Raw genomic sequence first — 24955 nt, 5'->3', positions numbered from 1 at the left:
ATCGGGGCTTCGGCGGCGTGGCCCTGCGTGTTGTGGGGGTGGTGGGGGGGGGGGCTCTCCTTGATATATTGGGGTTTTTTTGTTTTGGTTTATGGGCGGGGGGGGCCAGGGAGTAGTCTCCCCGGCCCGCACCAGGCGGCTACCGCGTCCCCGTCAGGGGCGGGGCGGCTCAGTCGTCGTCGCCGTCCTCGTGGTCGTCGTCCTGGTCGTCGCCGTGGTCGTCGTCACCGTCGTCGTCCTGGTCGTCCTGCTCCTGGGCGGTGATGTCGCCCGAGGCCGGGTCGATGGAGACCTCGTGCTCGGTGCCGTCGTCCCCACGCAGCTCGACGTCCCAGCGGCCGTCGTCGAGGCTGACGCTCTCGACCGTGCCGTTGCCGGAGACCTCGCCCAGCGCGATGTCGACGGCCTGCGCCACGTCCACCCGGGCGTCGGCGGCGGTCCGCGCGTCGTCCTGGTCGTCGCCGTCCTCGTCCTGGTCGGTCCGGCTGTCGACGACGTCGGCGCCGTCCTCGCTCACCCGCACCTGGTACCACTGGCCGTCGTCGCCGAAGACCTCCACCTCCCAGGTGCCCGCGTGGCGGCCGTCGTCCTCGTGGTCGACCTCGGTGACCACGCCGGCCCGCTCGGCGAGCGCGGTGGCCGCCGCCTGCCGCGCCGCCGCGCCGGAACCGCCGCCGGACCGGTCGTCGGAGGAACGGTCGTCCGAGCCGTCGTCGTCGGGCTGGTCGTCGCCGTCGGTCTCGGCATCGGTGACCGCCAGGTCGTCGGTCGACGCCGACACGAGCTGGCCGGTGCCCGAGGCCGACGTGCCGTCGGAGGAGCCGGACGAACCGCCACCGAGTGCGGCGGCCGAGAGGACGCCACCACCGATCACGGCTGCGGCGGCGACGGCGGCGATGCTGACCTTGCGCTTCATTTCGGGTTCCTCCCCGATCGGCTGGTGCGAACGAGGACGACGATCCCCGACCCTTGCTGAAGCGGAGCTGAAGTCACCTGAAGAACTCTTCAGGAACGATTTGCCAAGCTGGGGCCCATGCGCGTGCTGATCGTGGAGGACGAACGACGCCTCGCCCGTTCCCTCGCCCAGGGGCTGACGGCCGAGGGCTTCGCCGTGGACGTGGTGCACACCGGCACCGACGGCCTGCACCAGGCCACCGAGAACTCCTACGACCTGATCATCCTCGACATCATGCTGCCCGGCCTCAACGGCTACCGGGTCTGCGCCGCGCTGCGCGCCGCCGGCGACGAGACGCCGATCCTGATGCTCACCGCCAAGGACGGCGAGTACGACGAGGCCGAGGGCCTGGACACCGGCGCCGACGACTACCTCACCAAGCCCTTCTCCTACGTGGTGCTGGTGGCCAGGGTCCGGGCGCTGCTGCGCCGCAGGGGCGGCCGGGGCGCCGCCCCCGAGCTACGGGTCGGCAACCTCACCGTGGACCGCGCCACCCGCCGCGTCACCAGGGGCGACACCGACATCAACCTCACCGCCAAGGAGTTCGCCGTGCTGGAACACCTGGCCGGCAGGGCCGGGGAGGTCGTCTCCAAGGCCGAGATCCTGGAGCACGGCTGGGACTTCGCCTACGACGGCGACCCCAACATCGTCGAGGTCTACATCAGCGCCCTGCGCCGCAAGCTGGGCCCGGGACTGATCCACACGGTGCGCGGCGCCGGCTACCGACTGGCCGCGTCCCATGGCTAGCGTCCGCGCCCGCGCCACGCTGGGCGCCACGGCCGTGGTGGCCGTGGCGCTGGTCGTCGCCGGGCTGCTGCTGCTCAATACGCTGCGCGCCAACATCACGCGCCAGATCGACCTGGAGGCGGAGGTGACGGCGCGCGGCGTCGCCACCGAGCTGGCCACCGGCACCACCTTCGCCGAACTCAACCTCGACTCGGACACCCCCGTGCAGGTGCTGGACGAGGACGGCGCGGTCCGCGCGGTCAGCGACGACCTGCAGGCCATCAGCGGCACCGGGAACGACCAGGTGACGCCGGTCCCCGAGAACCAACGCCCCGCCACGGGCGACGACGACGGCGATGACGACGACGGCGACGACGGGGACGACGACGAGGCGCTCCGGCCCGGCGAGGTCGCGGAGGGCGTCACCCCGTCCGCCGGCAGCGCCACCATCGACGGGGAGACCCACGACTACCGCTTCGCCCGCGTGGAGGTGGAGACCGCGCACGGCGTGGAGGCCTTCGTCTACGCCGGCGCGCCGCTCGACGTCGAGCGCGCGGCCATCTCCAGCGCCCGCACCTCCATGCTCGTCGGCTTCCCGCCGCTGCTCGCCCTGGTGGCCGTCGTCACCTGGCTGGTGACCAGGCGGGCCCTCGGCCCGGTGGAGGGGATCCGCCGCGAGATGGCGGCGATCACCCACTCCGAGGACCTGTCCCGCCGCGTGCCGGAGCCGGCCACCGGGGACGAGATCGGGCGGCTCGCCAGGACCACCAACGAGACGCTGGCCGCGCTGGAGTCCTCCGTCGAGCGGCAGCGCCGCTTCGTCGCCGACGCCTCGCACGAGCTGCGCAGCCCGATCGCCTCGCTGCGCACCCAGCTGGAGGTGGGCGAGGCACACCCCGAGCTGCTCGACGTGCCGGGCGCGGTACAGGACACCATCAGGCTCCAGCAGCTCGCCGCCGACCTGCTGCTGCTGGCCAGGCTCGACGCGGGCGAGCGACCGCTGGCCGGAGCGGTCCGGCTCGACCGGCTGGTCGCCGACGAGCTGACGCAGCGGGCCGGCGACCGGGTGCCGGTCGTCTCCGGCGAGGTGGCCGAGGTGACGGTCACCGGCTCGCGCGGCCAGCTGGGCAGGGTGCTCGGCAACCTGCTGGACAACGCGCAACGGCACGCGGCCGGGCGGGTACGGGTGACGCTGCGCCGCGAGGGCGACCAGGCGCTGCTGGAGGTGGCGGACGACGGCGCCGGCGTGCCGGCCGGCGACCGGGAGCGGATCTTCGAACGCTTCGTGCGGCTCGACGACGCCCGCAGCCGGGACGACGGCGGCGCCGGCCTCGGCCTGGCCATCGCCCGCGACGTGGCCACCCGCCACGGCGGCACCCTGACCGTCACCGACGCCCCGGTGGGCGGCGCGCTGTTCGTCCTCCGCGTACCGCTGCGCGACACCGCAGACGAGCCCACGGACCAGCGGTAGCCGCCACGCGGCTCCGCCACGGTCGCCCGGCCGCCTCGTGGCTTCGCCGCGGTCGGCCGCGCCCGCGCCTTGCGGCTTCGCCGCGCGAGCGCCTGCGGCTGGTTGTCCGCGGCCGGCGGCCGCCCGCCGCAGGGGCGCGGCGCGGCTGCGTAGCTGACACGGCAGTTCCGGCCGTGCCCTGGCCGCTCGCCTGCGGGCCCGATCGCCGGCCGCGTCGTTCCGTGCCCGCGCCTCACGGTCGACCGGCTCGCGGGTGCGGGCCGCAGGCCCGCGTTGGCCGCTCGGGCCGTCGCGCAGCGACCCCGCGCTAGCGACCCCGCTCCTGGTGCAGGTGTTCGGCCACCGGGCCGAGCGCCCGCAGCAGTGCGGCCAGGTCGTCGCCGGAGAGCAGGTCGAGGAAGTGCCGGCGGACCGACTCCACGTGGTGCGGGGCCACGTCGCGCATCGTCTCCCAGCCCTCCTCGGTGAGGACGGCGAAGAGGCCGCGCTTGTCCTCGTCGCAGTGCTCGCGCCGGACCAGACCGGCCCGCTCCATCCGCGTGATCTGGTGCGAGAGGCGGCTCTTGGACTGGAGCGTGGCGGCCGCCAGGTCGCTCATCCGCATCCGGCGCTCGTCCGACTCGGAGAGGTTCACCAGGATCTCGTAGTCGTTCATGGTCAGCCCGAACGGCTGGAGATCGCGCTCCAGCCGGTGCGTCAGCAGCTTGGTCACGTCCAGGTGGGTGCGCCAGGCGCGCTGTTCCGCCTCGCTCAGCCAGCGGGTCTCGGCGGTCGCGGGGGCGGTCTCGGTGTCCATGTAACCGACTCTAACCAACGCCCCACCCCACCCCCGAGGGGTCGCGGTCGCCCCTGAGACAATGGCCGGTATGGACCTCAAGACCGCTAGCTCCCTGCGTCGGCTCCGGCTGGTGTCCGCCCCCGAGGCGGTCTCCTTCCTGGTGCTGCTGGTGGGCTCCGTGCTCCGCCGCACGACCGACATCGACATCGTCCCCGTCATGGGCATGATCCACGGCCTGCTCTTCGTCGGCTATGTACTGTTCTGGCTGGACGCCTGGAACCGCACCAAGTGGCCGCTGAAGACCGCCGCCTGGTACTTCCTGATGTCCGTCCTGCCCACCGGTGGCTTCTTCGCCGAGCGCCGGCTGCGCCGGGCCCAGGACGACGCCGTGATCGCCGCCCGCGCCCGCCGCGAGGGCGTCGTCAACGCCTGACCCACACGGTCCCCTACCACGAGTCAAGGAGCCCCGGGGCGAACTCCCCGCGGTACCCCGGCAACGTCCCGGTGGCCCGACGACGGCACCTAACCAGCGGGTAGGGTCGCTGGCGTGTCGAAACCGCTCAGTCTTCCCTTCGACCCGATCGCCCGCGCCGACGAACTGTGGCGGCAGCGCTGGGGGGCCGTGCCGGCGATGTCCGCGATCACCTCGATCATGCGGGCACACCAGATCCTGCTCGCCGAGGTGGACGCCGTGGTCAAGCCGTACGGGCTGACCTTCGCGCGCTACGAGGCGCTCGTGCTGCTCACCTTCAGCAAAAAGGGTGAACTGCCCATGTCCAAGATCGGCGAGCGGCTGATGGTGCACCCGACCTCCGTCACCAACACCATCGACCGCCTGGTCAGGTCGGGTCTCGTCACCAAGCGGCCCAACCCCAACGACGGCCGCGGCACCCTGGCCTCCATCACCGACGAGGGCCGGGCCGTCTGCGACGCGGCCACCCGTGACCTGATGGGCATGGACTTCGGCCTCGGCGTCTACGACGGCGAGGAGTGCCGGGAGATCTTCGCGCTGCTGCGCCCGCTGCGGGTGGCCGCCCAGGACTTCGCCGACCCCGACGGTGACGTCGACGCCGAGGGCGACCCCCGGGAAGATCGCCCCGAATGACCCGTTAGGCTCGGGGCCATGAAGCGGAGTGTGCTCACCCGGTACCGGGCCATGGCGTATGTCACCGCGGTGATGCTGCTGGTCCTGTCCACCTGCATGGTCTTCAAGTACGGCTTCGACACCGGGGAGGACGTCACCCTGGTGGTGTCCCAGGTGCACGGGCTGCTGTACATCGTCTACCTGGTCTTCGCCTTCGACCTCGGGCAGAAGGCGCGCTGGCCGTTCGGCAAGCTGCTGTGGGTCCTGCTCTCCGGCACGATCCCGTTCGCCGCGTTCTTCGTCGAGCGGCGGATCTCGGCCGAGACGGAGCAGCTGCTCGCCGCCGAGGAGGCCGAGCAGGCGGAGCCCGTCCAGGCCTGACCGGCCCAGCAGACGCCAGACGGCCCTCCCACCGACCCCTGGCATCCCCCGGGGGTCGACTGTTCGACATATGGTTGGACGTCCAAGTAAATTGGTCGCATGGACGCTGACGCCATCGCGGCGGGTCGCTCACGCTGGCAGGCCCGCTTTGAGGCGTCCCGGATCCGGGACGCCGACTTCACCACGCTCTCCGGTGACCCCGTGGAGCCCGTCTACGGTCCTCGGCCCGGCGACACCTACCAGGGCTTCGAGCGCATCGGCTGGCCCGGCGAGTTCCCCTTCACGCGCGGCCTGTACGCCTCCGGCTACCGGGGCCGCGCCTGGACCATCCGCCAGTTCGCCGGCTTCGGCAACGCGGCGCAGACGAACGAGCGCTACCGCACCATCCTGGCCAACGGCGGCGGCGGACTCTCCGTCGCCTTCGACATGCCCACCCTGATGGGGCGGGACTCGGACGACCCCCGCTCGCTCGGCGAGGTCGGCCACTGCGGCGTGGCCATCGACTCGGCCGCCGACATGGACATACTCTTCGGCGGCATCCCGCTGGGCGAGGTCACCACCTCCATGACGATCAGCGGCCCGGCCGTCCCCCTCTTCTGCATGTACCTGGTCGCCGCCGAGCGTCAGGGCGTAAACCCGTCGGTGCTCAACGGCACCCTCCAGACCGACATCTTCAAGGAGTACATCGCCCAGAAGGAGTGGCTCTTCGAGCCCGAGCCCCACCTGCGGCTCATCGGCGACCTCATGGAGTACTGCGTCCAGCACATCCCGGCCTACAAGCCGCTGTCCGTCTCCGGTTACCACATCCGCGAGGCCGGATCCACGGCCGCCCAGGAGCTCGCCTTCACCCTCGCCGACGGCTTCGGCTACGTCGAGCTCGGCCTCTCCCGGGGCCTGGACGTCAACACCTTCGCGCCCGGCCTCTCGTTCTTCTTCGACGCGCACCTCGACTTCTTCGAGGAGATCGCCAAGTTCCGCGCCGCCCGCCGGATCTGGGCCCGCTGGATGCGCGACGTCTACGGCGCCACCAGCGAGCGCGCCCAGTGGCTGCGCTTCCACACCCAGACCGCCGGCGTCTCGCTCACCGCACAGCAGCCCTACAACAACGTGGTGCGCACCGCCGTCGAGGCCCTCTCCGCCATCCTCGGCGGCACCAACTCGCTGCACACCAACGCCCTCGACGAGACCCTGGCCCTCCCCAGCGAGCAGGCCGCCGAGATCGCGCTGCGCACCCAGCAGGTGCTGATGGAGGAGACCGGCGTCGCCAACGTCGCCGACCCGCTGGGCGGCTCCTGGTACGTCGAGCAGCTGACCGACCGGATCGAGGCCGACGCCGAGAAGATCTTCGAGCGGATCAAGGAGCTCGGCGCCCGCGCCGTGCCCGAAGGACAGCACCCGATCGGGCCCATGACCTCCGGGCTGCTCCGCGGCATCGAGGAGGGCTGGTTCACCGGCCTCACCGCCGAGGCCGCCTTCCGCTACCAGCAGGCGCTGGAGAAGGGCGAGAAGAAGGTCGTCGGCGTCAACTGCCACACCGGCTCGGTCACCGGCGACCTGGAGATCCTGCGGGTCAGCCACGAGGTGGAGCGCGAACAGGTCCGCGTCCTCGCCGAACGCCGCGCCACCCGCGACGACGCCGCTGTGCGCGCCGGCCTCGCGGCGTTGGTGGACGCGGCCAGGAGCGACCGCAACATGATCGAGCCCATGCTGGCCGCCGTCCGGGCGGAGGCCACCCTGGGCGAGATCTGCGACGCGCTGCGCGCGGAGTGGGGCGTCTACGTGGAGCCGGCCGGCTTCTGACGGTTTCCGACACGGAATCCGACGCGGCTTCCGCGTCGAACCCGCGCGCGAGTTATTGCGCGCGGGTTTCCGTGGCCCCATATTGGGAGCGCTCCCAAGCCGCCTCCCGATGAAGGGACCCCCCATGGCAAGCAGGAGACAGTTACTCGCCGGCGCCCTCGCCCTGGCCGCCGCCCCCACCGCGATCGGCGCCACCACCGCCCACGCCGCCGCCCAGCCGGGGGCCGCCGCCGGAGTCCGGGTCATGCCCCTCGGCGACTCGATCACCGACGGCTTCAACGTGCCCGGCGGCTACCGCATCGGCCTGTGGGACAGGCTGGTGGCCGCCGGCACCACCGTCGACTTCGTGGGCTCGATGTCCAACGGCCCCAGCAGCCTCGGCGACCGCGACCACGAGGGCCACTCCGGCTGGACGATCGCGGGGATCGACGGCAACGTCTCCCGCTGGCTCAGCACCTACGCCCCGCAGACGATCCTGCTGCACATCGGCACCAACGACATCTACGGCCCCGACCCGGGAGGGGCGCCCAACCGGCTCGCCACCCTCGTCAACCGCATCACCACCCAACTCCCGCAGTCCTGGCTCTTCCTGGCCACCATCACCCCGCTCCCCGCCTGGGACCAGACCGTCCGGGCCTTCAACGCGACCATCCCCGGTCTCGTCCAGAGCCAGGTCAACGCGGGCCGCCGGGTACGTCTCGTCGACATGTACGCCGCGTTGACCAACGCCGACATCGCCGACGGCGTCCACCCCAACGCCACCGGCTACAACAAGATGGCCGCCGCCTGGTACACCGCCCTCCGAGCCGTCCCCGGCAGCACCGGCACGGCCGCGGCGGCGCGCACGGCGTAGCACCAGCGGGTCACCAGGGTCGGCGCCCCGTCTTCTCCTCTTTGCCTCCGTCATCTCCCAGCTCTCGATCGCCGTATCTCCCCTGCGGCTTGGCTGCACCGTCCTCGTGGTCCGCCCAGTGGCGAATCTCGCCCGAAGTACTCCACTGCGGATCAACGAGGAGATGCGTTGAGCAACGGTTTTCGAAGACCCTCCACACCATGGCGCGGCGCCCGGCGAGCGTCCGCGCTACTCAAAACGATAGCCCTGGCCATGGCTACAGCGGTGTCGGTGACCCTGGCCGAGCCGGTCTCCGCTGACGACAGGGCACCCGCCGGTGAGACGGCACCGTCGATCGCTGCCGAGATCACGCCCGAGGTCCAGTGGCGCATGGACCAGTGCCGGGCCGGCCGCATCCTGCACGCCGGCGGGCCGTACGTGAAGAACGCGGTCCAGGGCTTGCTGACAGGGCCCGAGGAGCAACTGCGCGAGGTCCTGTCGTACTACAGCTTTGGTGGCCCGCTGCATGAGGCGGCGCGGACCGACTTCGAATACGCCCTGAGTATCCGGCAACTAGTCTCGGACCAGTTGGGCGTCTTGGAGGACATGGCCGGTCGGTATGTGAATCCCGACGACGTTCTCGGCCATCGGCCACCGGACTACTCCGATGAGTATCAGGAGTTCCTCTTCTCATTGGCCAGCGGCGATGGAGCCGTGCCTGGGATGCGCGACCGACTAGCTCCTGAGCCCAGCGAGGAGGCGTTGAGCCGGGTCGCACAGATCGGTGATGAGAGCGATTACTTCCCCACCCAGTGGATGGCCTCCCAGATCGGCCTCACCGGTACCGCGGACGATGCCCGGATGTTCCTGCTGTACGGCGGAGTGCCGACCATTGCTCCGGAGGCCGGCACGCCGGAGTTCGAGCTTGGTGTGGAGGAACTGAAGGCGCGGTGGGCCTCCTGCGACAGCAGCAACCCGCTCATCGACCTCGGCGGCGTCCTGACCGAGCAGGTCTCCGTGGCCCATCAGGAGTGGGCGGCTGAACTCGCGTCACAGCGTGAACAGCGTGACGTCATCGGTAGCACTGAGGTGGCGGCGTTCGTCCAACTGATTCGTGCTCACGAGGCCATGATCGGCGCGGTGACCCAGGCGTGGTGGGCCGACTACCTCCTGCGGTGGCAGAGAGCTTGGACCAGCCGCCCCACCACCTATCCGAGATACCCAACCCAGCAGGAGTTCACCAGGGCGGCGAGCGAACTGTCGACGGCCCGCACCACCGCGGCGCGGATGGCCACCAACGCCCGCACCGCCGCCAACGCCGCCGCGCAGCAGGCCACCACCGCGCAGAACGCCCAGCAGGAGGCGGCAGATATCGCGGCGGCAGCCGGCTACCCCGAGGGCCGTGGGCTTGCCTATGCACGGCAGGCCGTGCAGGTGGTGACCGCGTCTGCGGCGGCAGCCAACGCGGCGGCGTACGCGGCAGAGACGGCGCGAAGCGCCGCGCAGGCCAGCGCCGCGAACAGCGCGACGCTGCTGTCCCTGGCTCAGACCCGGGCGCACGCCGTACAGACCGAGTTCCGGCGGGCAGCCGCTGAAGAGGCGGCGGAACAGGCCAGGAGCGCGGCCGCCTCGGCGGCGGCGGAGGCCGAGGCCGCCGAGGCGGAGGCGAACCGGGCCAGGAGTGCTCAAACGACAGCTGAGGCAGCCGAGGCGGAAGCAGCCCAACGGGCGGCATCGGCGCGTGAAAAGCGAGAGACCGCCGAATCCCAGAGGGAGATCGCGGCTGAGGCCCGCGAAGCAGCGGCGGCGGAACAAGCACGAGCCGCCGATGCCAGGGTGAGAGCTGAAGCCGAACAGGTAGTTGCTGCAGGAGCGTTGGAGGACGCCCGCGAATCCGGTGGCACCGCGACAGATCGATTGTTCGCGACCTTGGAGGCCGAGGGGCGCGCTCGGGAGGCCCGGGAAACGGCGGAGGAAGCAGAACGCAACCGACAGGCCACCGCTGCACGGGCCGCAGCGCTGGAGGCGGCAGCTGCAGCGGCTGAAGGCACGGAATCCGCCGCAGAGGCACGAGCGGCAGCGAATGTTGCGCGCGTCGCTGCTTCAGAAGCGGCGAACGCAGCTTCAGAGGCTCGGTCGGCCTCTGACGAGGCGACTACGGCGGCGGCAAGAGCCCGCGCAGAGTTCACTCGAGCCAACGGTGCGGCTGAGCGGGCACGCGCCAATGCCAACGGTGCCATGGCTGACGCTCGTGCGACCCACTCGGCCGCGATGACGGCACATGCCGCAGCCGCAGAGGCGATCGATGCATCAGAGCGCGCAGCCGTACATGCCACCAACGCTGAGGCAGACGCCGCTGAGGCCGCCCAGGGTGCCTCAACCGCTCGTGAGAACGCGACTGCGGCACGGCAGGAGGCGAATGCCGCGCAGGAGCAGAGTGCGATCACCACAAACCATGCCTACGCCACTGCCTTGGCAGCCACAGCTGCTCGTGACGCGGCTACTGCGGTAATCGACCCAGCCAATGAGGCAATCGCCTTGGGCACGCCTTATCAAGAATCTGACCCGGCCGCCGGACTCGCAGTCTTGACCGGCCAGGCGGCGAAGACCTTTGCAGAACAGCAGGCAGCAGCGGCCGAGGCCAAGTCTCGAGCCGCGGCGGAAGCGGCCGCTGAAGCTCGCAGACTGGCAGAGGAAGCGGCCGCAGATGCTCGGGCCGCCGCGATGGCAGCCGCCGAAGCAGCCGAGGATGCTGCAGCGGCCTTGGAGTCGGTAGCGGCAGCCCGCGCCTCGGCACGGGCCGCGGCACAGGCCGCATCTGCCGCGCGAGCTGCAGACGATCGGGCACAGGAGCACAGCGCCCAGGCATACGAGGATGCTTATCTTGCCGACGCGGCGGCTCGCGCCGCTGAGGCCGATGCGCGGGCTGCTGGAGAGAGCGCTTCGGAGGCCGAACAGGATGCGGGGCGTGCACGCGAGGCTGCGAACGCCGCTGAGCGGGATTCTGCCGAGGCCAGAGACGTCGCCGATATTGCCGACAGCGACGCCACTGCCGCCGAGGAGTCCGCATCCAATGCCCAGACAGACGCCGACGCGGCAGAGCAGGCTGCGACGCGGGCTGAAGATGAAGAACGCAGGGAACTCGCTGAGGAGCGCGCTCAGCTGGCCAACACACCGGGAGATCCCGACACAGGCGGGACCGGGTATGGCGGTTCGCCAATGCCACTGGACGACGAGGCACTGCTACGTCAGGAGTGTGGTGAGGCCTGCGTCGAGGAGTACCGAGCGGCACTAGCCGCCGCGAACGAGGATGTCATCGACTGGCTGATCGCCAACGGCGGGGACATCCTTCTCGAGGTGATCGGGGTCAACGACCTGCGTCGCTGCCTGGGGCAAGGGAACGTCGAAAGCTGCCTGTGGAGCATCGTTGACGCAGTTGGGCTCGTCATCGTGGTAGGCAAACTTCCCGCAGTTACCCGGGCTATCAGCCGCGTGGCGTCTGGCATAGGCAGCTTCTTCAACCGAGTGGAGGACGCCCGGCGAACCGCAGAACGGTTCGAACGTCTTGTTGAGCGTGTCCGCCGTAATCCACCAAGAGTCCCGTGTCTGACTCTCCAACACGTCACGGCTGGGCAAAGCGGCTCTGTGTCGGCGACCGTGTCCTCAGCATCGGTGGCTGGGAGCCATGAGCGGACGGACGCTCCGGTGCCACCATGCTTCCGCGCGGTGACCGCTGGGGCCAACTTCAAGGACCATTGGAACCGGCATCGACACCTGTTGGCCAGACTCCTCGACAAGACGTATCCCAGATGGAAGGTCGATAACGGACTGTCCTTCCTGGAGGATGTCCATGAGGTGATCTCGTCCGGGCGTATCCCATATGTGGGGATGGGTACGCTGCGAGCCGGCCAGGAGGCTGGGCACATCTATCGTGGAGAAGGGATCACTATCGTCCTCAAACAGAACGGAGAGTTCTGGACCCTGCTGGAGTCCGGCAAGGGTATGGACACGGCTATCAGGATGGTCTCGTGACACTAGACGGGGGAAGCCCATCATCCGTGACGCGAACGTTCGCGTCATTGGCGGACAGAGAGGTGACCGGGATCGTCGCGCCCGGCTCGCTTGACCGGGATGCGGGGCACCCGCGGTTTGCCCCCTGGGGGCTGACCGTCTACTTCGCCTTGGACGTCGGCTTCCTGCGTCTGGAGTCGACTGGCGGCCGTGGGCAACTCGCGCTGGAACTGGTTCCGGAAGTGGCGGTTCCGACGGAGATCGAGACGGAGGATGACGAGTTCGCGGTGACGCACTACGACCACCTCCTCCTCGGCGAGGACGAGCCCCGGCGTCTCGTGCGAGTGAGGTATGCCACGAATCCGGAGTCCGACCCGGAGCGGGGAACCGTTCGTTGCGCTGAGTTCGTCCTGGCGCCCCGGACAGTCATATTCGCCGACCCCATGTGGACCTTCGGGGTTCGCCTGAGCGGTGAAGGCGCCTATGACCGGTGGTTGGCGGAAGTTCGGGAGAGCCCGGAGCCACCGTTTCTCGAACACGTATGGCCGGAGTTGCCAGGGTGATGCCTGAGGAGAGGCCGGGCGGCAGACCGCCGTGCGGCCTCTCCTCAGGCTCGTCGACGAGCGCCTCAGGCCCAGCAGCGGGCAGTCATTCGCTCCGGCGACGCCACCGCCGTGGCGGGTGCGTGTCGGATCGGTTCCGGAAGGGGGGAGACTGGTGCCATGCAGCCACGCAACATGTCCATGAGCGGAGCCGTCGACCTCTCCGCGGTGAAGGCGGCCGCAGAGGCCAAGCAGAAGGCCGAGCAGGCCCGGGCCCAGCGGGCGGCCCAACCGGCCGGGCAGCAGGCGGCTGCCGCCGTACAACTGGTCGTCGACGTCGACGAGGCCGGGTTCGAGCAGGAGGTGCTGCAGCGCAGCGCCGAGGTGCCGGTCGTCATCGACTTCTGGGCCGAGTGGTGCCAGCCGTGCAAGCAGCTCAGCCCGATCCTGGAGCGGCTGGCCGAGGAGTACGCCGGCCGCTTCGTGCTCGCCAAGATCGACGTCGACCAGAACCAGATGCTGTTCCAGCAGTTCGGTGTCCAGGGGATCCCCGCCGTGTTCGCGGTGATCGCCGGGCAGGCGCTGCCGCTCTTCCAGGGCGCGGCGCCCGAGCCCCAGGTGCGTCAGGTGCTCGACCAGCTGATCGAGGCGGCCGAGCAGCGGTTCGGGATCGTCGGGGCGCCCGTCGACCCGGAGCAGGCGGCCGCCGCGCGCCAGCAGGCCGCGGCGCAGCCGCAGCCGCCGGCCAACCCGACGCTGGCCGCGGCGCACGCCGCGCTCGACGCCGGGGATCTGGGCGGCGCGATCCAGGCCTACGAGAACGTGCTCGCCGACGAGCCGGCCAACCTGGAGGCCAAACTGGGCCTCGGCCAGGCGCGGTTGCTCCAGCGGGTGCAGGGCGCGGACGCGGCGAAGGCGCGCAAGGCCGCGGCCGACAACCCGAGCGATGTCGCCGCCCAGCTCGCGGTCGCCGACCTGGACCTGGTCGGCGGTCATGTGGAGGACGCCTTCAGCCGGTTGATCTCGACGGTGCAGCGCACGGCGGGGGACGACCGGGACACGGCGCGGGTGCGACTGCTCGAACTGTTCGAGGTGGTGGGCCCCGACGACCCCCGGGTCGTGGCCGCGCGCGGGGCGCTCTCGCGCGTGCTCTTCTGAGTGGTTCGCCTCTTCTACACTCCATGGCGGCCGCTCTTTACCAAAACTTGGTAATCGCGGCCGCCATCACAAACGGCCACAAGGGCAGGGGGTTACCGGGGAGTTGTGCCCGGTTGGTGGGCGGCTGCGGCTTTCGGTGGCCCGCGCCTCCACATCTGCCGGCACATGATCACCACGTATTTGCCACATCGTTATTACTCGCAAGTAACGAACCCCTTGTGCCGTGACGTGAGATGCACCACGATCGGCCAAACCGATGGAGCCACGCATCGGTCTTCGGAGCAGGGGGGTTCCCGCCGATCCGCAGGGGTTGGAGGGACCTGTTTCGCTGTCAGCCGCGTCCAACCGGCGGTCAGTGGCTGTCGCCGGGGTGCAAGCCCGGGGATACGTACTTCTCCTCTCCAGGGCCCCGGACGGCTTGGCAGACCACGGGCTTTGCGGAGTCCGTGGAGTAGTTCGTCCGAGAAGGAGGAAAATCATGGAGTCACAGGCTCGCGGCGGCACGAGATGGAGGCGGTTCGGCCTCGTCATGGTGCCGAGCGTGGCCGCAACCGCTGCCATAGGTATCGCCCTTGCCCAGGGCGCTTTGGCCGCTTCGTTCTCCGTGTCCGGCCAGGAGTTCAAGGTGAGTGTCGACACCCTGGACGGAAACGGATTCAACCAGTACGGCTCGGTCGTCACGCCGGGCGGCGGTTCACCCAGGGCCGTCGCGGTCTCGGCGTTCGACAATGCCGTCATCGACAACCTCTGCCAGTCGGTGGTCATTCCGGCGCCGTTCATCGGTGACGTGACCGTGCGCATCACCGCCGGTACCGACCCGAGGAACCCGGTGAGGGCGGAGAATCTGTTCATCGACCTGGCCCAGCTTGACGCCGACGCGACGTTCGAGAACATCGACATCGGCGTGAACGTCGACACGCTGACGCGGGGTCCCGATCCGGTCAGGGACACTCTTCCGGGCTCGTTCGCGCAGCAGGCCGAAGGGGTGCTGCTCGAGGACGTTGAGCAGGTCGCCTGGGGTACCTCGGCTGGAACCTTCGAGCTGACCGACCTGAGCCTGAGCCTGCACAGGGGCACGGGCGAGGAGTGCTTCTGACGGTCTGATCCACGCCTGGGGCAGGGAGCGGAGACGCGCCTCTCTGCCCCAGGGCGCACCGCCGTATCGTGCATCCCGCCACCGAAACGCGCCACCAGGGGAGTACGTGCCGTGAGCACCAAGATCGAGGAAATGCCCAGAACCTCACTGTTCGCCCGGGGGCGTGTCGCGTTCCGGCACTTCCGGTGGCGGCGCCCCTTCTGGGCCGGGCTCTTCGTCCTCATAGGAGGACTGCCCATCGCCTACTTCCCGTATGCCCATCTGACCTTCGGTCAGCTCACCATCCGCATGGCCACCACGGCCGGTGCCGGCTCTCTGGTCATCGGCGTCCTGCTGGTCGTGCTGGGCCTGACCATATGGTTCCAACCGCATGTGCGGATATTCGCCGGCGTCGCCGCGATCCTGCTGGCACTGGTCTCCCTGGTGGTCTCCAACTTCGGCGGCTTCCTGGTGGGTTTCCTCTGCGGCATGGTCGGCGGGGCCATGAGCATCGCCTGGATGCCGGGCGATGCGAGGCCGGCCGCGGCTCGGGACGCCGCGGCGGCAAACGGGGAGCCGCCGGTTGCCGTCCGGGGGACGGGCAGCGCGCTGGAGGCCTTCGAGGGAACCGCACCGGAGCGGGGGAAAGTTCCGGGGAAGGGGAACGAAGGTGCCGAGTGAAGGAATAGCCGCCTCGGACGACGAGGGGTCACGGCACGCCGCGCCGCGCAGACCCCTGCTGCGACGTCTCCACATGCCCGTGGGGAAGGCGATCGCCCTGGCGGCCATGCCGTCCGCCGCGTTGATGGGGATGGGCTTCAGCTCCCCACTGGCCGCCAGAGCCGACCAGCAGCCGGAGAACCCGTTCCAGGACGCTCCCTGCGTCGAGATGCCGGACGAGGCACCGACGGAGGAGGCGGAGGAGACCGAGGAGCCGGCCGAGGAGCCGGAGGAGACCGAGGAGCCGGCCGAGGAGGAGACGCGGGAACCGGAGCAGCCCGAGGAGGAGCCGGCGGAGGAGCCCGAGCCCGAGCCGACGGAGGACGCGGCGGCCGACCAGCAGGCGCCGGCGGAGGAGCCGGCGGCCGAGGGTGAGCCCGCCGAGGAGGAGGCTCAGGCGGAGGCCGAGGCCGAGGCGGAGGCCGAGGAGGAGCAGCCGGCGGAAGAGGAGGGGGACAACCCCTGGGATCCGCTGGGACTCGGCGACAGTCTGGAGGAGTTGGGCGAGTCCATCGACGACTTCTTCAACCCGGGCCGCGACGAGCAGCCGGAGGAGCCGGTGACGCCGGAGGACCCCGAGGAGTCGGAGGAGCCACGGGAGCCGACGCAGCCCGAGGAGCCGGACGCGCCGGAGGAGACCGAGGAGACCGAGGAGCCGGAGAACGTCGCACCGCCCGCCGAGGCGGACGAGACGGAGGCGCCGGAGGCCGAGGAAGAGACCGAGCCCGCCGAGGAAGAGGAAGACGCCGAGAGCGAGGACGAGGAGAGCGAGGAGGCCGTCGAGGTCGAGACGGTCGACCCGTTCGCGCCCGACGCGCAGGGGCGGCTGCCGTTCCCCTGTCCCGAGGAGCTCCGCGTGCCCGGCACCGACGAGCAGACTCCGCTGATCCTGCCGGACCAGCCCTGGTACCTGGACGCCTCCTACCTGACGCTGCGCGGTCTCGACTACCACGGCGTGGTCAACGTGACCACCGCCAACGGCACCGTCAAGCAGGTGCTGAAGTTCACCGCCGAGCTGATCGACATCGGCGACCTGCACCAGATCGTGGACGCCCCGGGCGGCGTGCGCTACCACGTCGGGACCGACCCGGGCTCCAACTCGACCTTCAGGGACGGCACGGTGACGATGTACACCGAGCGTCTGGAGGGCAATCTCTTCGGCATCATCCCGGTGGTCTTCGACCCCGAGCACCAGCCGCCGCTCGACCTGCCGATCGCCTACTTCACCGACGTCTTCATCACCCAGGCCGGCCAGTTCGGCGGCACCCTCGCGATGCAGGGTATGAGGAGCTACACCACCAACGACGGGCCCACGGTGGTTGGTTGAACGGTGGGTTGATCCGGATTGCGTGACGCGGGGCGGCCGGAGGCCGCCCCGCACGCGTTACCGGGGAGAACCCGGGAGGGCGTCAGACGCCCTGCTGGCCGCCGATGTGGTGGACGCGGATCATGTTGGTGGTGCCGGGGACGCCGGGAGGCGAGCCGGCGGTGATGATCATCGTGTCGCCGGGCTGGTAGCGGTTGAGGCGGGACAGCTCGGAGTCGCAGAGCTCCACCATCTCGTCCGTGTGGTTGACGTGCGGCACCACGGTCGTCTCGACACCCCAGCTCAGCGTGAGCTGGTTGCGGGTGGCCGGCTCCGAGGTGAAGGCCAGGATCGGCTGGGGGGCGCGGTAGCGCGAGAGGCGGCGGGCGGTGTCGCCGGACTTGGTGAACGCGACCAGGCCCTTGGCGTCCAGGAAGTCCGCGATCTCGGTGGCCGCGCGGGCCACGGAACCGCCCTGGGTGCGGGGCTTCTTGCCGGGCACCAGCGGCTGGAGGCCGCGGGAGAGCAGCTCGGTCTCGGCGGCGACCACGATCTTGGACATGGTCTTGACCGTCTCGATCGGGTAGCGGCCGACCGAGGACTCCGCCGACAGCATCACCGCGTCCGCGCCGTCCAGGATGGCGTTGGCGACGTCGGAGGCCTCGGCGCGGGTGGGGCGGGAGTTGGTGATCATCGACTCCATCATCTGGGTCGCCACGATCACCGGCTTGGCGTTGCGGCGACACATCTCGATCAGCCGCTTCTGCACCATCGGGACCTTCTCCAGCGGGTACTCCACCGCCAGGTCGCCGCGGGCCACCATCACGCCGTCGAAGGCCAGGACGACCTCCTCCATGTTGTCGACCGCCTGCGGCTTCTCGACCTTGGCGATCACCGGGACCCGGCGGCCCACCCGGTCCATCACGCGGTGCACGTCCCGCACGTCCTCCGCGTTGCGGACGAAGGACAGCGCCACCATGTCGGCGCCCATCCGGAGCGCGAACTCCAGGTCCTCGATGTCCTTCTCGGAGAGCGCCGGCACGTTGACCGCGACGCCGGGCAGGTTGATCCCCTTGTGGTCGGAGATCACGCCGCCCTCGATCACGATGGTCTTCACCCGGGGGCCGTCCACCTCGGTGACCTGGAGCGAGACGTTGCCGTCGTTGATGAGGATCGTCTCGCCCTTGGCGACGTCACCCGGCAGCCCCTTGTAGGTGGTGCCGCAGATGGACCGGTCGCCCGGCACGTCCTCGGTGGTGATGGTGAACTCGTCGCCCCGCTGCAGCTCGACCGGCCCGTTGGCGAAGGTCTCGAGGCGGATCTTGGGGCCCTGGAGGTCCGCCAGCACGCCGATCGCGACGCCGGTCTCCTCGCTCGCCTTGCGGACCCGGTGGTACCGCTCCTCGTGCTCCTCGTGCGAGCCGTGGCTGAAGTTGAAGCGGGCCACGTTCATACCTGCGTCGATCAGCGCCTTCAGCTTCTCGAAGGAGTCGACGGCTGGGCCCAGGGTGCAGACGATTTTGGAACGGCGCATGCTGGCGATCCTACTCGTTTTGTTCCGTGCCGGAATAATGTGGTGTCTGGCCGGTGCCGACCAGGGCGAAAGCCTGGGTGGCGATCTCCAGTTCCTCGTCCGTGGGCACCACGGCGACCGCGACCCGAGCGTACTCCGGGGAGATGACCCTCGGCCCCCCGGCTCGCGCCGAGTTCAACCGCTCGTCGACCTCGATTCCGAGTCCCGAAAGCCCCGCGACGGCCGCCGCCCGCACCTCTGCCGAGTTCTCGCCCACGCCCGCCGTAAACGCGACGGCGTCCACCCGGCCGAGGACCGCGGTGTACGCGCCCAGGTACTTCCGCAGTCGGTGGGCGTAGATGTCGAACGCCAGCCGCGCCGCCGGGTCGTCGGCCGCCATCCGGCGCGAGATCTCCCGCATGTCGTTGTCCCCGCACAGGCCGAGCAGCCCGGACCGCTTGTTGAGCAGCGCGTCGATCTCGTCCACCGGCATGCCGGCCACCCGCGCCAGGTGGAAGACCACCGCCGGGTCGACGTCGCCGGAACGGGTGCCCATCACCAGGCCCTCCAGCGGGGTCAGGCCCATCGAGGTGTCGACGCAGCGGCCGCCGGCGACCGCCGAGGCCGAGGCGCCGTTGCCCAGGTGCAGCACGATCACGTTCACCTCGGACGGGTCCCGGCCGAGCAACGCGGCGGTGCGGCGCGCGACATAGGCGTGCGAGGTGCCGTGGAAGCCGTAGCGGCGGATGCGGTGCCGGTCGGCGGTCGCCACGTCGATGGCGTAACGGGCCGCGTGCTCCGGCATGGTGGTGTGGAACGCGGTGTCGAACACGGCCACCTGCGGGACGGCCGGGTTGAGCGAGCGCGCGGTGCGGATGCCCGCCAGGTTGGCCGGGTTGTGCAGCGGGGCCAGCGGCACGAGGCGCTCGATCTCCGCGAGCACCGCGTCGTCGACCACCGTCGGCGCGGTGAACGACTGGCCGCCGTGCACCACCCGGTGGCCGATCGCCGCGAGTTCCGGGGAGTCGACGCCGTGCCCGTCGGCCGCCAGCTCCTCGGCCGCGAGCCGCAGCGCCGCGCCGTGGTCGGGCACCGGCAGTTCGCGCTCCCGGCGGGCGCCGCCGGCCGTGGTGTGCGCCAGCCGGCCCGCGCGCTCGCCGATCCGCTCGACGAGGCCGACGGCGAGCCGCGACTCGTCGCGCATGTCGAGCAGCTGGTACTTCACCGAGGAGGAGCCGGAGTTGAGCACCAGCACCCTGGTCGGCCGTGTCATGCCACGGACTCCTTGTCGGTTCGGTCGTTTCGCGCCTGCTGGGCCTGGATGGCGGTGATCGCCACCGTGTTGACGATGTCCTGCACCAGCGCGCCGCGCGACAGGTCGTTGACCGGCTTGCGCAGCCCCTGGAGCACCGGGCCCACGGCCACCGCGCCCGCCGAACGCTGCACCGCCTTGTACGTGTTGTTGCCGGTGTTGAGGTCGGGGAAGACCAGCACCGTCGCCTTGCCGGCCACCGGCGAGCCCGGCAGCTTGGCCGCGGCCACCGTCGGCTCGACGGCCGCGTCGTACTGGATCGGCCCCTCCACCAGCAGGTCGGGCCGCAGCCGCCGGACGAGCTCGGTGGCCTCCCGCACCTTGTCCACGTCGGCGCCCGAGCCCGAGGTGCCGGTCGAGTACGACAGCATCGCGATCCTCGGCTCGACCCCGAAGCCGGCCGCCGTGCCGGCCGACTGGATGGCTATGTCGGCCAACTGGGCCGCGTCCGGGTCCGGGTTGACCGCGCAGTCGCCGTAGACCAGCACCCGGTCGGCCAGGCACATGAAGAACACCGAGGAGACGATCGACGCGCCGGGACTGGTCTTGATCACCTCGAACGCCGGGCGGATCGTCGCCGCCGTCGAGTGCGCGGCGCCCGACACCATGCCGTCGGCCAGGCCCTCCTCGACCATCAGGGTGCCGAAGTACGACACGTCGGCCACCACGTCGTACGCCAGCTCGTAGCCGACCCCGCGGTGCGCGCGCAGCGCGGCGTAGCGCTCGGCGAACCGCTCGCGCAGCGGCGAGGTCTCGGGGTCGACGACGCGGGCGCTCGGCACCGGGTCCGCGGGGTCCACCGCCTCGTCCGGGTCGAGCAGCCGCAGGTCGAGACCGAGGTCGGCGACCGCCTTGCGGACCGCGGCCTGCGGGCCGAGCAGCGTCAGGTCGCACACGTTGCGGCGCAGCAGCACCTCGGCCGCGCGCAGCACCCGATCCTCGGTGCCCTCGGGCAGCACCACGTGGCGGCGGTCGGCGCGGGAGCGCTCGATCAGCTCGTGCTCGAACATCATCGGCGTGACCCGGTCGCCCCTGGCCACCGCGAGGCGGCTGGTGAGGGCGGCCGTGTCCACCCGCGACTCGAACAGGCCGAGCGCGATCTCCGCCTTGCGCGGGGTGGCCGCCGTCAGCTTCCCCTCGAGACCGGAGAGCGCGGTCGCCGTGGAGAACGAGTCGCCCGGCACCGAGAGCACCGGGATGCCGGGGGCGAGACGCTCGGCCAGCGCCATGGTGCGCGCGCCGGGGCGCTCGCCCAGGGTGAGCAGGAGCCCCGCGATCCGGGGCGCCCCGGTCGAGTGCGCGGCCAGCGCGCCGACCACCAGGTCCTCGCGGTCCCCCGGGGTGAGCACCAGGCAGCCCTCGCTGAGCGCGGCCAGGAACGTCGGCAGCATCGCCCCGCCGAAGACGAAGCCGCGCACGTCCCTGGCCATCCCGGTCGGGTCGCCGCGCAGCGTCTCGGCGCCGAGCGCGGCCGCCACCTGGGCCACGGTGGGCGCCGAGAGTGCCGGGTCCTCGGGTAGCACGTAGACGGGGACCGGCAGCTGTCCCGTGCCGAGATCGCGGACGGCGCGCACCGCCTCGTCGTCCCGCACCCGGTTGGCGATCATGGCGAGCACGTCGCAGCCGAGCGAGGTGAAGGCGTGGTGGGCGTTGCGGACCTCGGCGACGACCGACTCGGCGCTCTGCCCGGTGCCGGCGACCACCGGCAGCACGGGCGCGCCGAACTCGTTGGCCAGGCGGGCGTTGAGCGCGAGCTCGGCGGGGAGCTGGGTGTCGGCGTAGTCGCTGCCCAGGACGAGCACGACCTCGTAGTCGCGGGCGACCTCGTGGAAGCGGTCGACCAGCCGGGTGACCAGCTCGTCCGTGCCGCGCTCGGCCTGGAGCGCGGCGGCCTCCCCGTACGTCATGCCGCGCGCGTGCTCGGCGGTCTGGGAGAGCCGGTAGCGGCCCTTCAACAGCCCGAACACCGGGTCCGGCGCCTCGTGGTCGAGCGGCCGGAACACCCCGACGCGGTCGACCTGCCGGGTCAGCATCTCCATGATGCCGAGTTCGATCACCTGCCGGCCATCTCCCCGACCGATGCCGGTCACGTACACACTGCGCGTCACAGCAGCCGTCCCTGTCGCTTTGTATGGTCCCCCTCTGGCGCCGTCGCTCAAGGTGCGGGCAGCATGCCCGCGTGGGCCTTCATCCCGACCGTACCCGGGGGTGGTGATGGGGCGCGCGCCGGGTAGGCGAGCAGGGTAGGGAGGAGTTCCGGGCCCGTGAAAGAATTCCAATCGTCCGTGTTGTGCCCGTGGCGCCGCCCGAGTCGTCCCGATGCCATCGGCCCACGCACCAACGTCGAACCGAGCAGGAGAGCGCACCATCATGCGTATCGGAGTACTGACCGCGGGCGGTGACTGCCCCGGCCTCAACGCCGTGATCAGGTCGGTCGTGCATCGTGCCGTGGTGGACCGGGGAGACTCGGTGATCGGCTTCGAGGACGGGTTCAAGGGGCTGCTCGAGGGGCGCTACCGCGAACTCGACATCGACTCGGTCAGCGGCATCCTGGCCCGCGGCGGCACCATCCTCGGCTCCAGCCGGCTGGAGCGCGCCCGGCTGCGCGAGGCCTGCGACAACGCGGAGGCGTTCCGCCGCAAGCTCAGCCTCGACGCGCTGATCCCGATCGGCGGCGAGGGCACGCTGACGGCCGCCCGGATGCTGGCGGACGCCGGCATCCCGGTGGTGGGCGTCCCCAAGACCATCGACAACGACATCTCGGCCACCGACCGCACCTTCGGCTTCGACACGGCCGTCGGCGTGGCCACCGAGGCCATCGACCGGCTGAAGACCACCGCCGAGTCCCACCAGCGGGTGATGGTGGTCGAGGTCATGGGCCGGCACGCGGGCTGGATCGCGCTGGAGGCCGGCATGGCCGGCGGCGCGCACGGCATCTGCATCCCGGAGCGCCCCTTCCAGGTCGACGACCTGTGCAAGATGGTCGAGGACCGGTTCGCGCGCGGCAAGAAGTTCGCGGTCATCTGCGTCGCCGAGGGCGCGCGCCCGGCTGAGGGCTCCATGCCGTACGAGCGCGGCGAGATCGACCCCTACGGCCACGAGCGGTTCGCCGGCATCGGCAACCGGCTGGCCGCCGAGCTGGAGAACCGCCTCGGCACGGAGGCCCGCCCGGTCATCCTCGGCCACGTCCAGCGCGGCGGCACGCCCACCGCGTACGACCGCGTCCTGGCCACCCGCTTCGGCTGGCACGCCGTCGAGGCCGCGCACCGCGGCGAGTTCGGCATGATGACGGCGCTGCGCGGCACCGAGATCGTGATGACCCCGTTGGCCAACGCGACGATGGAGCTCAAGCGGGTCCCGCAGGACCGGATGGACGAGACCGAGGCGGTGTTCTGACCGAACGGCGTTCTGGCCGAACGGGCCTGGCGGGCCGGCGCTGGCCCTGGCGGGCCGGCGCTGGCCCTGGCGGGCCGGCGCCGGGCGTGAGCCCAGGCCGCCGGCCGCCGACCCTGGGCCTGCCCGCCGGGCGCTGACCGCCCGGTGCGCGCCCCGCTGGCGCGGCCGTGGGCGCGACAGCGCGGGCTTGGCGCGCCGCCGCCGGCCGGCCCGGCGGCGCTGGTCGTCCCGCGCGTCCGCGTGCCCGTGGGTCGGCGTCTCGGTGAGGCCCCCGGCAGGGTAGGGGTGGCCCCACCAGGAAGGCGGCGGCTGGCGCCAGTGTGGGGGTGGCGGGCCCGCGCCTAGCGTCGCCGCATGGGAAAGAACAACTGGTTACCACGGGTCGCGGCCTCGGCCGCCGTGCTCGGCGCCTGCGCCGTGGCGGCCCCGGCCAACGCCGCCGACGCCGCCGAAGGCGGCGAGCGTCTCGCCCGGTACCACGCGCAGGAGCTCGACTGGCACGCGTGTGCGCTCGGGCCCGAGGACGAGGTCGGGCGGGAGCTCGACGCGGCGGGGGCCGACTGCGCCGAGCTGACCGTGCCGCTCGACTACGCGGAGCCGGGCGGCAGGACCATCACCGTCGCGCTGTCCCGGCTCCCGGCCGCCGACCGGGAGCACCGCGTCGGGCCGCTGTTCCTCAACAACGGCGGCCCCGGCGGGGCCGGCCTCGACATGCCGCTCACCGTCGGCGCGGCCATGGGGGACGTCGCCGAGCGGTTCGACCTGATCGGGATGGACCCCCGGTTCGTCGGCCGCTCCACGCCGCTCGACTGCGGCTGGGACATCGGCACCGGCATCTACTCGGCGGGCCCCGACCGGGCCTCGTTCGCCGCCTCCGCCGCCCGCGCCCGTGAGCTGGCCGAGCGGTGCCGGCGGGCCGCCGGCGACCTGCTGCCGCACGTCAGCACCCGGAACACGGCCCGCGACATGGACGTGCTGCGCGGCGCGCTGGGCGAGGACCGGATCTCGTACCTCGGCTACTCCTACGGCAGCTACCTCGGCGAGGTCTACGCCGCGCTGTTCCCTGGCCGGACCGACCGGATGGTGCTGGACGGCGTCATCCACCCGGACCGCTACCGGCAGACGCTGCTCCAGGGCGCCGAGGCCGCCAACGAGAGCGCGCTGCGCGGCTGGGCCGACTGGGTCGCCGAGCGCGACGACGCGTACGGCCTCGGTGCCAGCCGGGACGCGGTGCTGGCCGCCGTGGACCGGATCCACCAGGCGGCGGCCGAGAAGCCGTTGGAGGTCGGGGAGTTCAGGCTCGACGCGCACCTGCTGCCGATCGTGTTCTTCGGCGGCCTCGGCAGCGACCTCGACGAACGGCGGGCCGCGCTCGCCGAGTCGGCGGCCGTGCTGGCCCGCGCGGCCGCCGGGGAACAGGTCGAGCCCGGGCCCGGGCTGGCCGAGGAGCTCGCCTGGCTGACCACCGGCGCCGGCTCGCGGCAGGCGAGCGCGCAGACGGCCGTCATCTGCGGGGACGTCGCCGAACGGCGCGGGCTCGGCGCCTACTGGCGGGACATCCAGGGGAGCCGGGCCGAGTACCCGTTCGCCGGGCCGCTGGCGTCCAACGTGAACCCCTGCGAGTACTGGGGCCGCCCGGCCGAGGGGCCGACCGCGCTGCCCGACGACGTGCCGGCGCTGCTGGTGGCCGCCACCGGCGACCCGCGCACCGTGTACGAGGGGACCACGGAGGTGCGTGCCGACTGGCCGTCGTCGCGGCTGGTCACCGTGGCCGGTGCCGCCCAGCACGGCCTGTTCGGCGAGTACGGCAACGCCTGCGTGGACGCGCGGGTCAACGTCTACCTGGCCGAAGGGAGGCTGCCGGCGCGCGACCTGACCTGCCGCCCGTAGCGCGT

At 71.3% G+C, this 24955-nt stretch carries 20 protein-coding genes; 15 read left to right on the top strand and 5 right to left on the bottom strand.

Translation table 11 applies throughout. The annotated features are described in order from the left end of the window. Positions 1 to 169: 169 nt before the first annotated feature. Positions 170 to 916 (bottom strand): PepSY domain-containing protein, encoded by a 747-nt coding sequence (locus ACFWI8_RS22655; RefSeq protein WP_387094552.1) that lies wholly within the window; start codon positions 914 to 916, stop codon positions 170 to 172. A gap of 117 nt (positions 917 to 1033) precedes the next feature. On the opposite strand from ACFWI8_RS22655, the gene ACFWI8_RS22650 reads away from it, so the two are divergent. Then, positions 1034 to 1702: a response regulator transcription factor gene (locus ACFWI8_RS22650; RefSeq protein WP_387094550.1), complete on the top strand. Its 669-nt coding sequence runs from the start codon at positions 1034 to 1036 to the stop codon at positions 1700 to 1702. After that, on the top strand, positions 1695 to 3152 hold the full coding sequence (locus tag ACFWI8_RS22645) for a sensor histidine kinase (protein WP_387094548.1): 1458 nt from the start codon (positions 1695 to 1697) through the stop codon (positions 3150 to 3152). The genes ACFWI8_RS22650 and ACFWI8_RS22645 overlap by 8 nt, the downstream gene beginning before the upstream one ends. 307 nt (positions 3153 to 3459) lie before the next feature. Here ACFWI8_RS22645 and ACFWI8_RS22640 read toward each other — a convergent pair whose 3' ends face one another. Then, positions 3460 to 3948, bottom strand: coding sequence for a MarR family winged helix-turn-helix transcriptional regulator (locus ACFWI8_RS22640; protein ID WP_387094545.1), 489 nt, complete (start codon positions 3946 to 3948; stop codon positions 3460 to 3462). Positions 3949 to 4018: 70 nt separating this feature from the next. On the opposite strand from ACFWI8_RS22640, the gene ACFWI8_RS22635 reads away from it, so the two are divergent. From ACFWI8_RS22635 to ACFWI8_RS22585, 11 genes are all read left to right on the top strand, one after another. After that, positions 4019 to 4363 (top strand): DUF3817 domain-containing protein, encoded by a 345-nt coding sequence (locus ACFWI8_RS22635; RefSeq protein WP_311599145.1) that lies wholly within the window; start codon positions 4019 to 4021, stop codon positions 4361 to 4363. A gap of 114 nt (positions 4364 to 4477) precedes the next feature. Next, positions 4478 to 5035: a MarR family winged helix-turn-helix transcriptional regulator gene (locus ACFWI8_RS22630; protein ID WP_387094542.1), complete on the top strand. Its 558-nt coding sequence runs from the start codon at positions 4478 to 4480 to the stop codon at positions 5033 to 5035. Between the two features lie 18 nt (positions 5036 to 5053). Next, on the top strand, positions 5054 to 5395 hold the full coding sequence (locus ACFWI8_RS22625; protein WP_387094539.1) for a DUF3817 domain-containing protein: 342 nt from the start codon (positions 5054 to 5056) through the stop codon (positions 5393 to 5395). Between the two features lie 99 nt (positions 5396 to 5494). After that, positions 5495 to 7195, top strand: coding sequence for a methylmalonyl-CoA mutase (locus ACFWI8_RS22620; RefSeq protein ID WP_387094536.1), 1701 nt, complete (start codon positions 5495 to 5497; stop codon positions 7193 to 7195). Positions 7196 to 7319: 124 nt separating this feature from the next. Then, positions 7320 to 8048, top strand: coding sequence for an SGNH/GDSL hydrolase family protein (locus ACFWI8_RS22615; RefSeq protein ID WP_387094533.1), 729 nt, complete (start codon positions 7320 to 7322; stop codon positions 8046 to 8048). A 270-nt stretch (positions 8049 to 8318) separates the two neighbouring features. Then, positions 8319 to 12059 (top strand): hypothetical protein, encoded by a 3741-nt coding sequence (locus ACFWI8_RS22610; protein ID WP_387094530.1) that lies wholly within the window; start codon positions 8319 to 8321, stop codon positions 12057 to 12059. A gap of 26 nt (positions 12060 to 12085) precedes the next feature. After that, a complete protein-coding gene (locus ACFWI8_RS22605; RefSeq protein ID WP_387094528.1) occupies positions 12086 to 12601 on the top strand; it encodes a hypothetical protein in 516 nt (171 codons plus the stop codon). 159 nt (positions 12602 to 12760) lie between these two features. After that, positions 12761 to 13738, top strand: coding sequence for a tetratricopeptide repeat protein (locus ACFWI8_RS22600; protein WP_387094525.1), 978 nt, complete (start codon positions 12761 to 12763; stop codon positions 13736 to 13738). A gap of 478 nt (positions 13739 to 14216) precedes the next feature. Continuing rightward, entirely contained in the window at positions 14217 to 14834 is a 618-nt protein-coding gene (locus ACFWI8_RS22595; protein WP_387094522.1) for a DUF6230 family protein, read from the top strand. Positions 14835 to 14966: 132 nt separating this feature from the next. Next, positions 14967 to 15494: a DUF6114 domain-containing protein gene (locus ACFWI8_RS22590; protein ID WP_387094554.1), complete on the top strand. Its 528-nt coding sequence runs from the start codon at positions 14967 to 14969 to the stop codon at positions 15492 to 15494. Then, a complete protein-coding gene (locus ACFWI8_RS22585; RefSeq protein WP_387094519.1) occupies positions 15484 to 16860 on the top strand; it encodes a hypothetical protein in 1377 nt (458 codons plus the stop codon). The genes ACFWI8_RS22590 and ACFWI8_RS22585 overlap by 11 nt, the downstream gene beginning before the upstream one ends. An 82-nt stretch (positions 16861 to 16942) precedes the next feature. On the opposite strand, the gene pyk is transcribed toward ACFWI8_RS22585, so the two are convergent. The 3 genes from pyk to pta are packed head-to-tail and all read right to left on the bottom strand — an operon-like array spanning position 16943 to position 21772. After that, the gene (gene pyk / locus ACFWI8_RS22580; RefSeq protein ID WP_387094516.1) at positions 16943 to 18373 is read right to left on the bottom strand and encodes a pyruvate kinase; all 1431 of its coding nucleotides are present in this window, start codon (positions 18371 to 18373) and stop codon (positions 16943 to 16945) included. 10 nt (positions 18374 to 18383) lie between these two features. Next, the gene (locus ACFWI8_RS22575; protein ID WP_387094513.1) at positions 18384 to 19625 is read right to left on the bottom strand and encodes an acetate kinase; all 1242 of its coding nucleotides are present in this window, start codon (positions 19623 to 19625) and stop codon (positions 18384 to 18386) included. Continuing rightward, positions 19622 to 21772 carry a phosphate acetyltransferase gene (gene pta, locus ACFWI8_RS22570; RefSeq protein ID WP_387094509.1) on the bottom strand — a complete coding sequence of 717 codons (2151 nt, stop codon included), beginning with the start codon at positions 21770 to 21772 and terminating at the stop codon, positions 19622 to 19624. Before pta ends, ACFWI8_RS22575 begins: the two co-directional genes overlap by 4 nt. Positions 21773 to 22034: 262 nt before the next feature. Between pta and ACFWI8_RS22565 the strand changes: the two genes are divergently transcribed. Continuing rightward, complete coding sequence (locus tag ACFWI8_RS22565) at positions 22035 to 23060, top strand: ATP-dependent 6-phosphofructokinase (protein WP_132928608.1); 1026 nt, start codon at positions 22035 to 22037, stop codon at positions 23058 to 23060. Positions 23061 to 23414: 354 nt separating this feature from the next. Next, positions 23415 to 24950 (top strand): alpha/beta hydrolase, encoded by a 1536-nt coding sequence (locus ACFWI8_RS22560; protein WP_387094506.1) that lies wholly within the window; start codon positions 23415 to 23417, stop codon positions 24948 to 24950. The last annotated feature ends 5 nt before the right edge of the window (positions 24951 to 24955 follow it).

Source organism: Streptomyces sp. NPDC127098, from assembly GCF_042722465.1.
GTDB lineage: Bacteria > Actinomycetota > Actinomycetes > Streptomycetales > Streptomycetaceae > Streptomyces > Streptomyces millisiae.
Note: the sequence above shows the minus strand (reverse complement) of the source record. Positions and strands in the feature narration are given on the sequence as shown.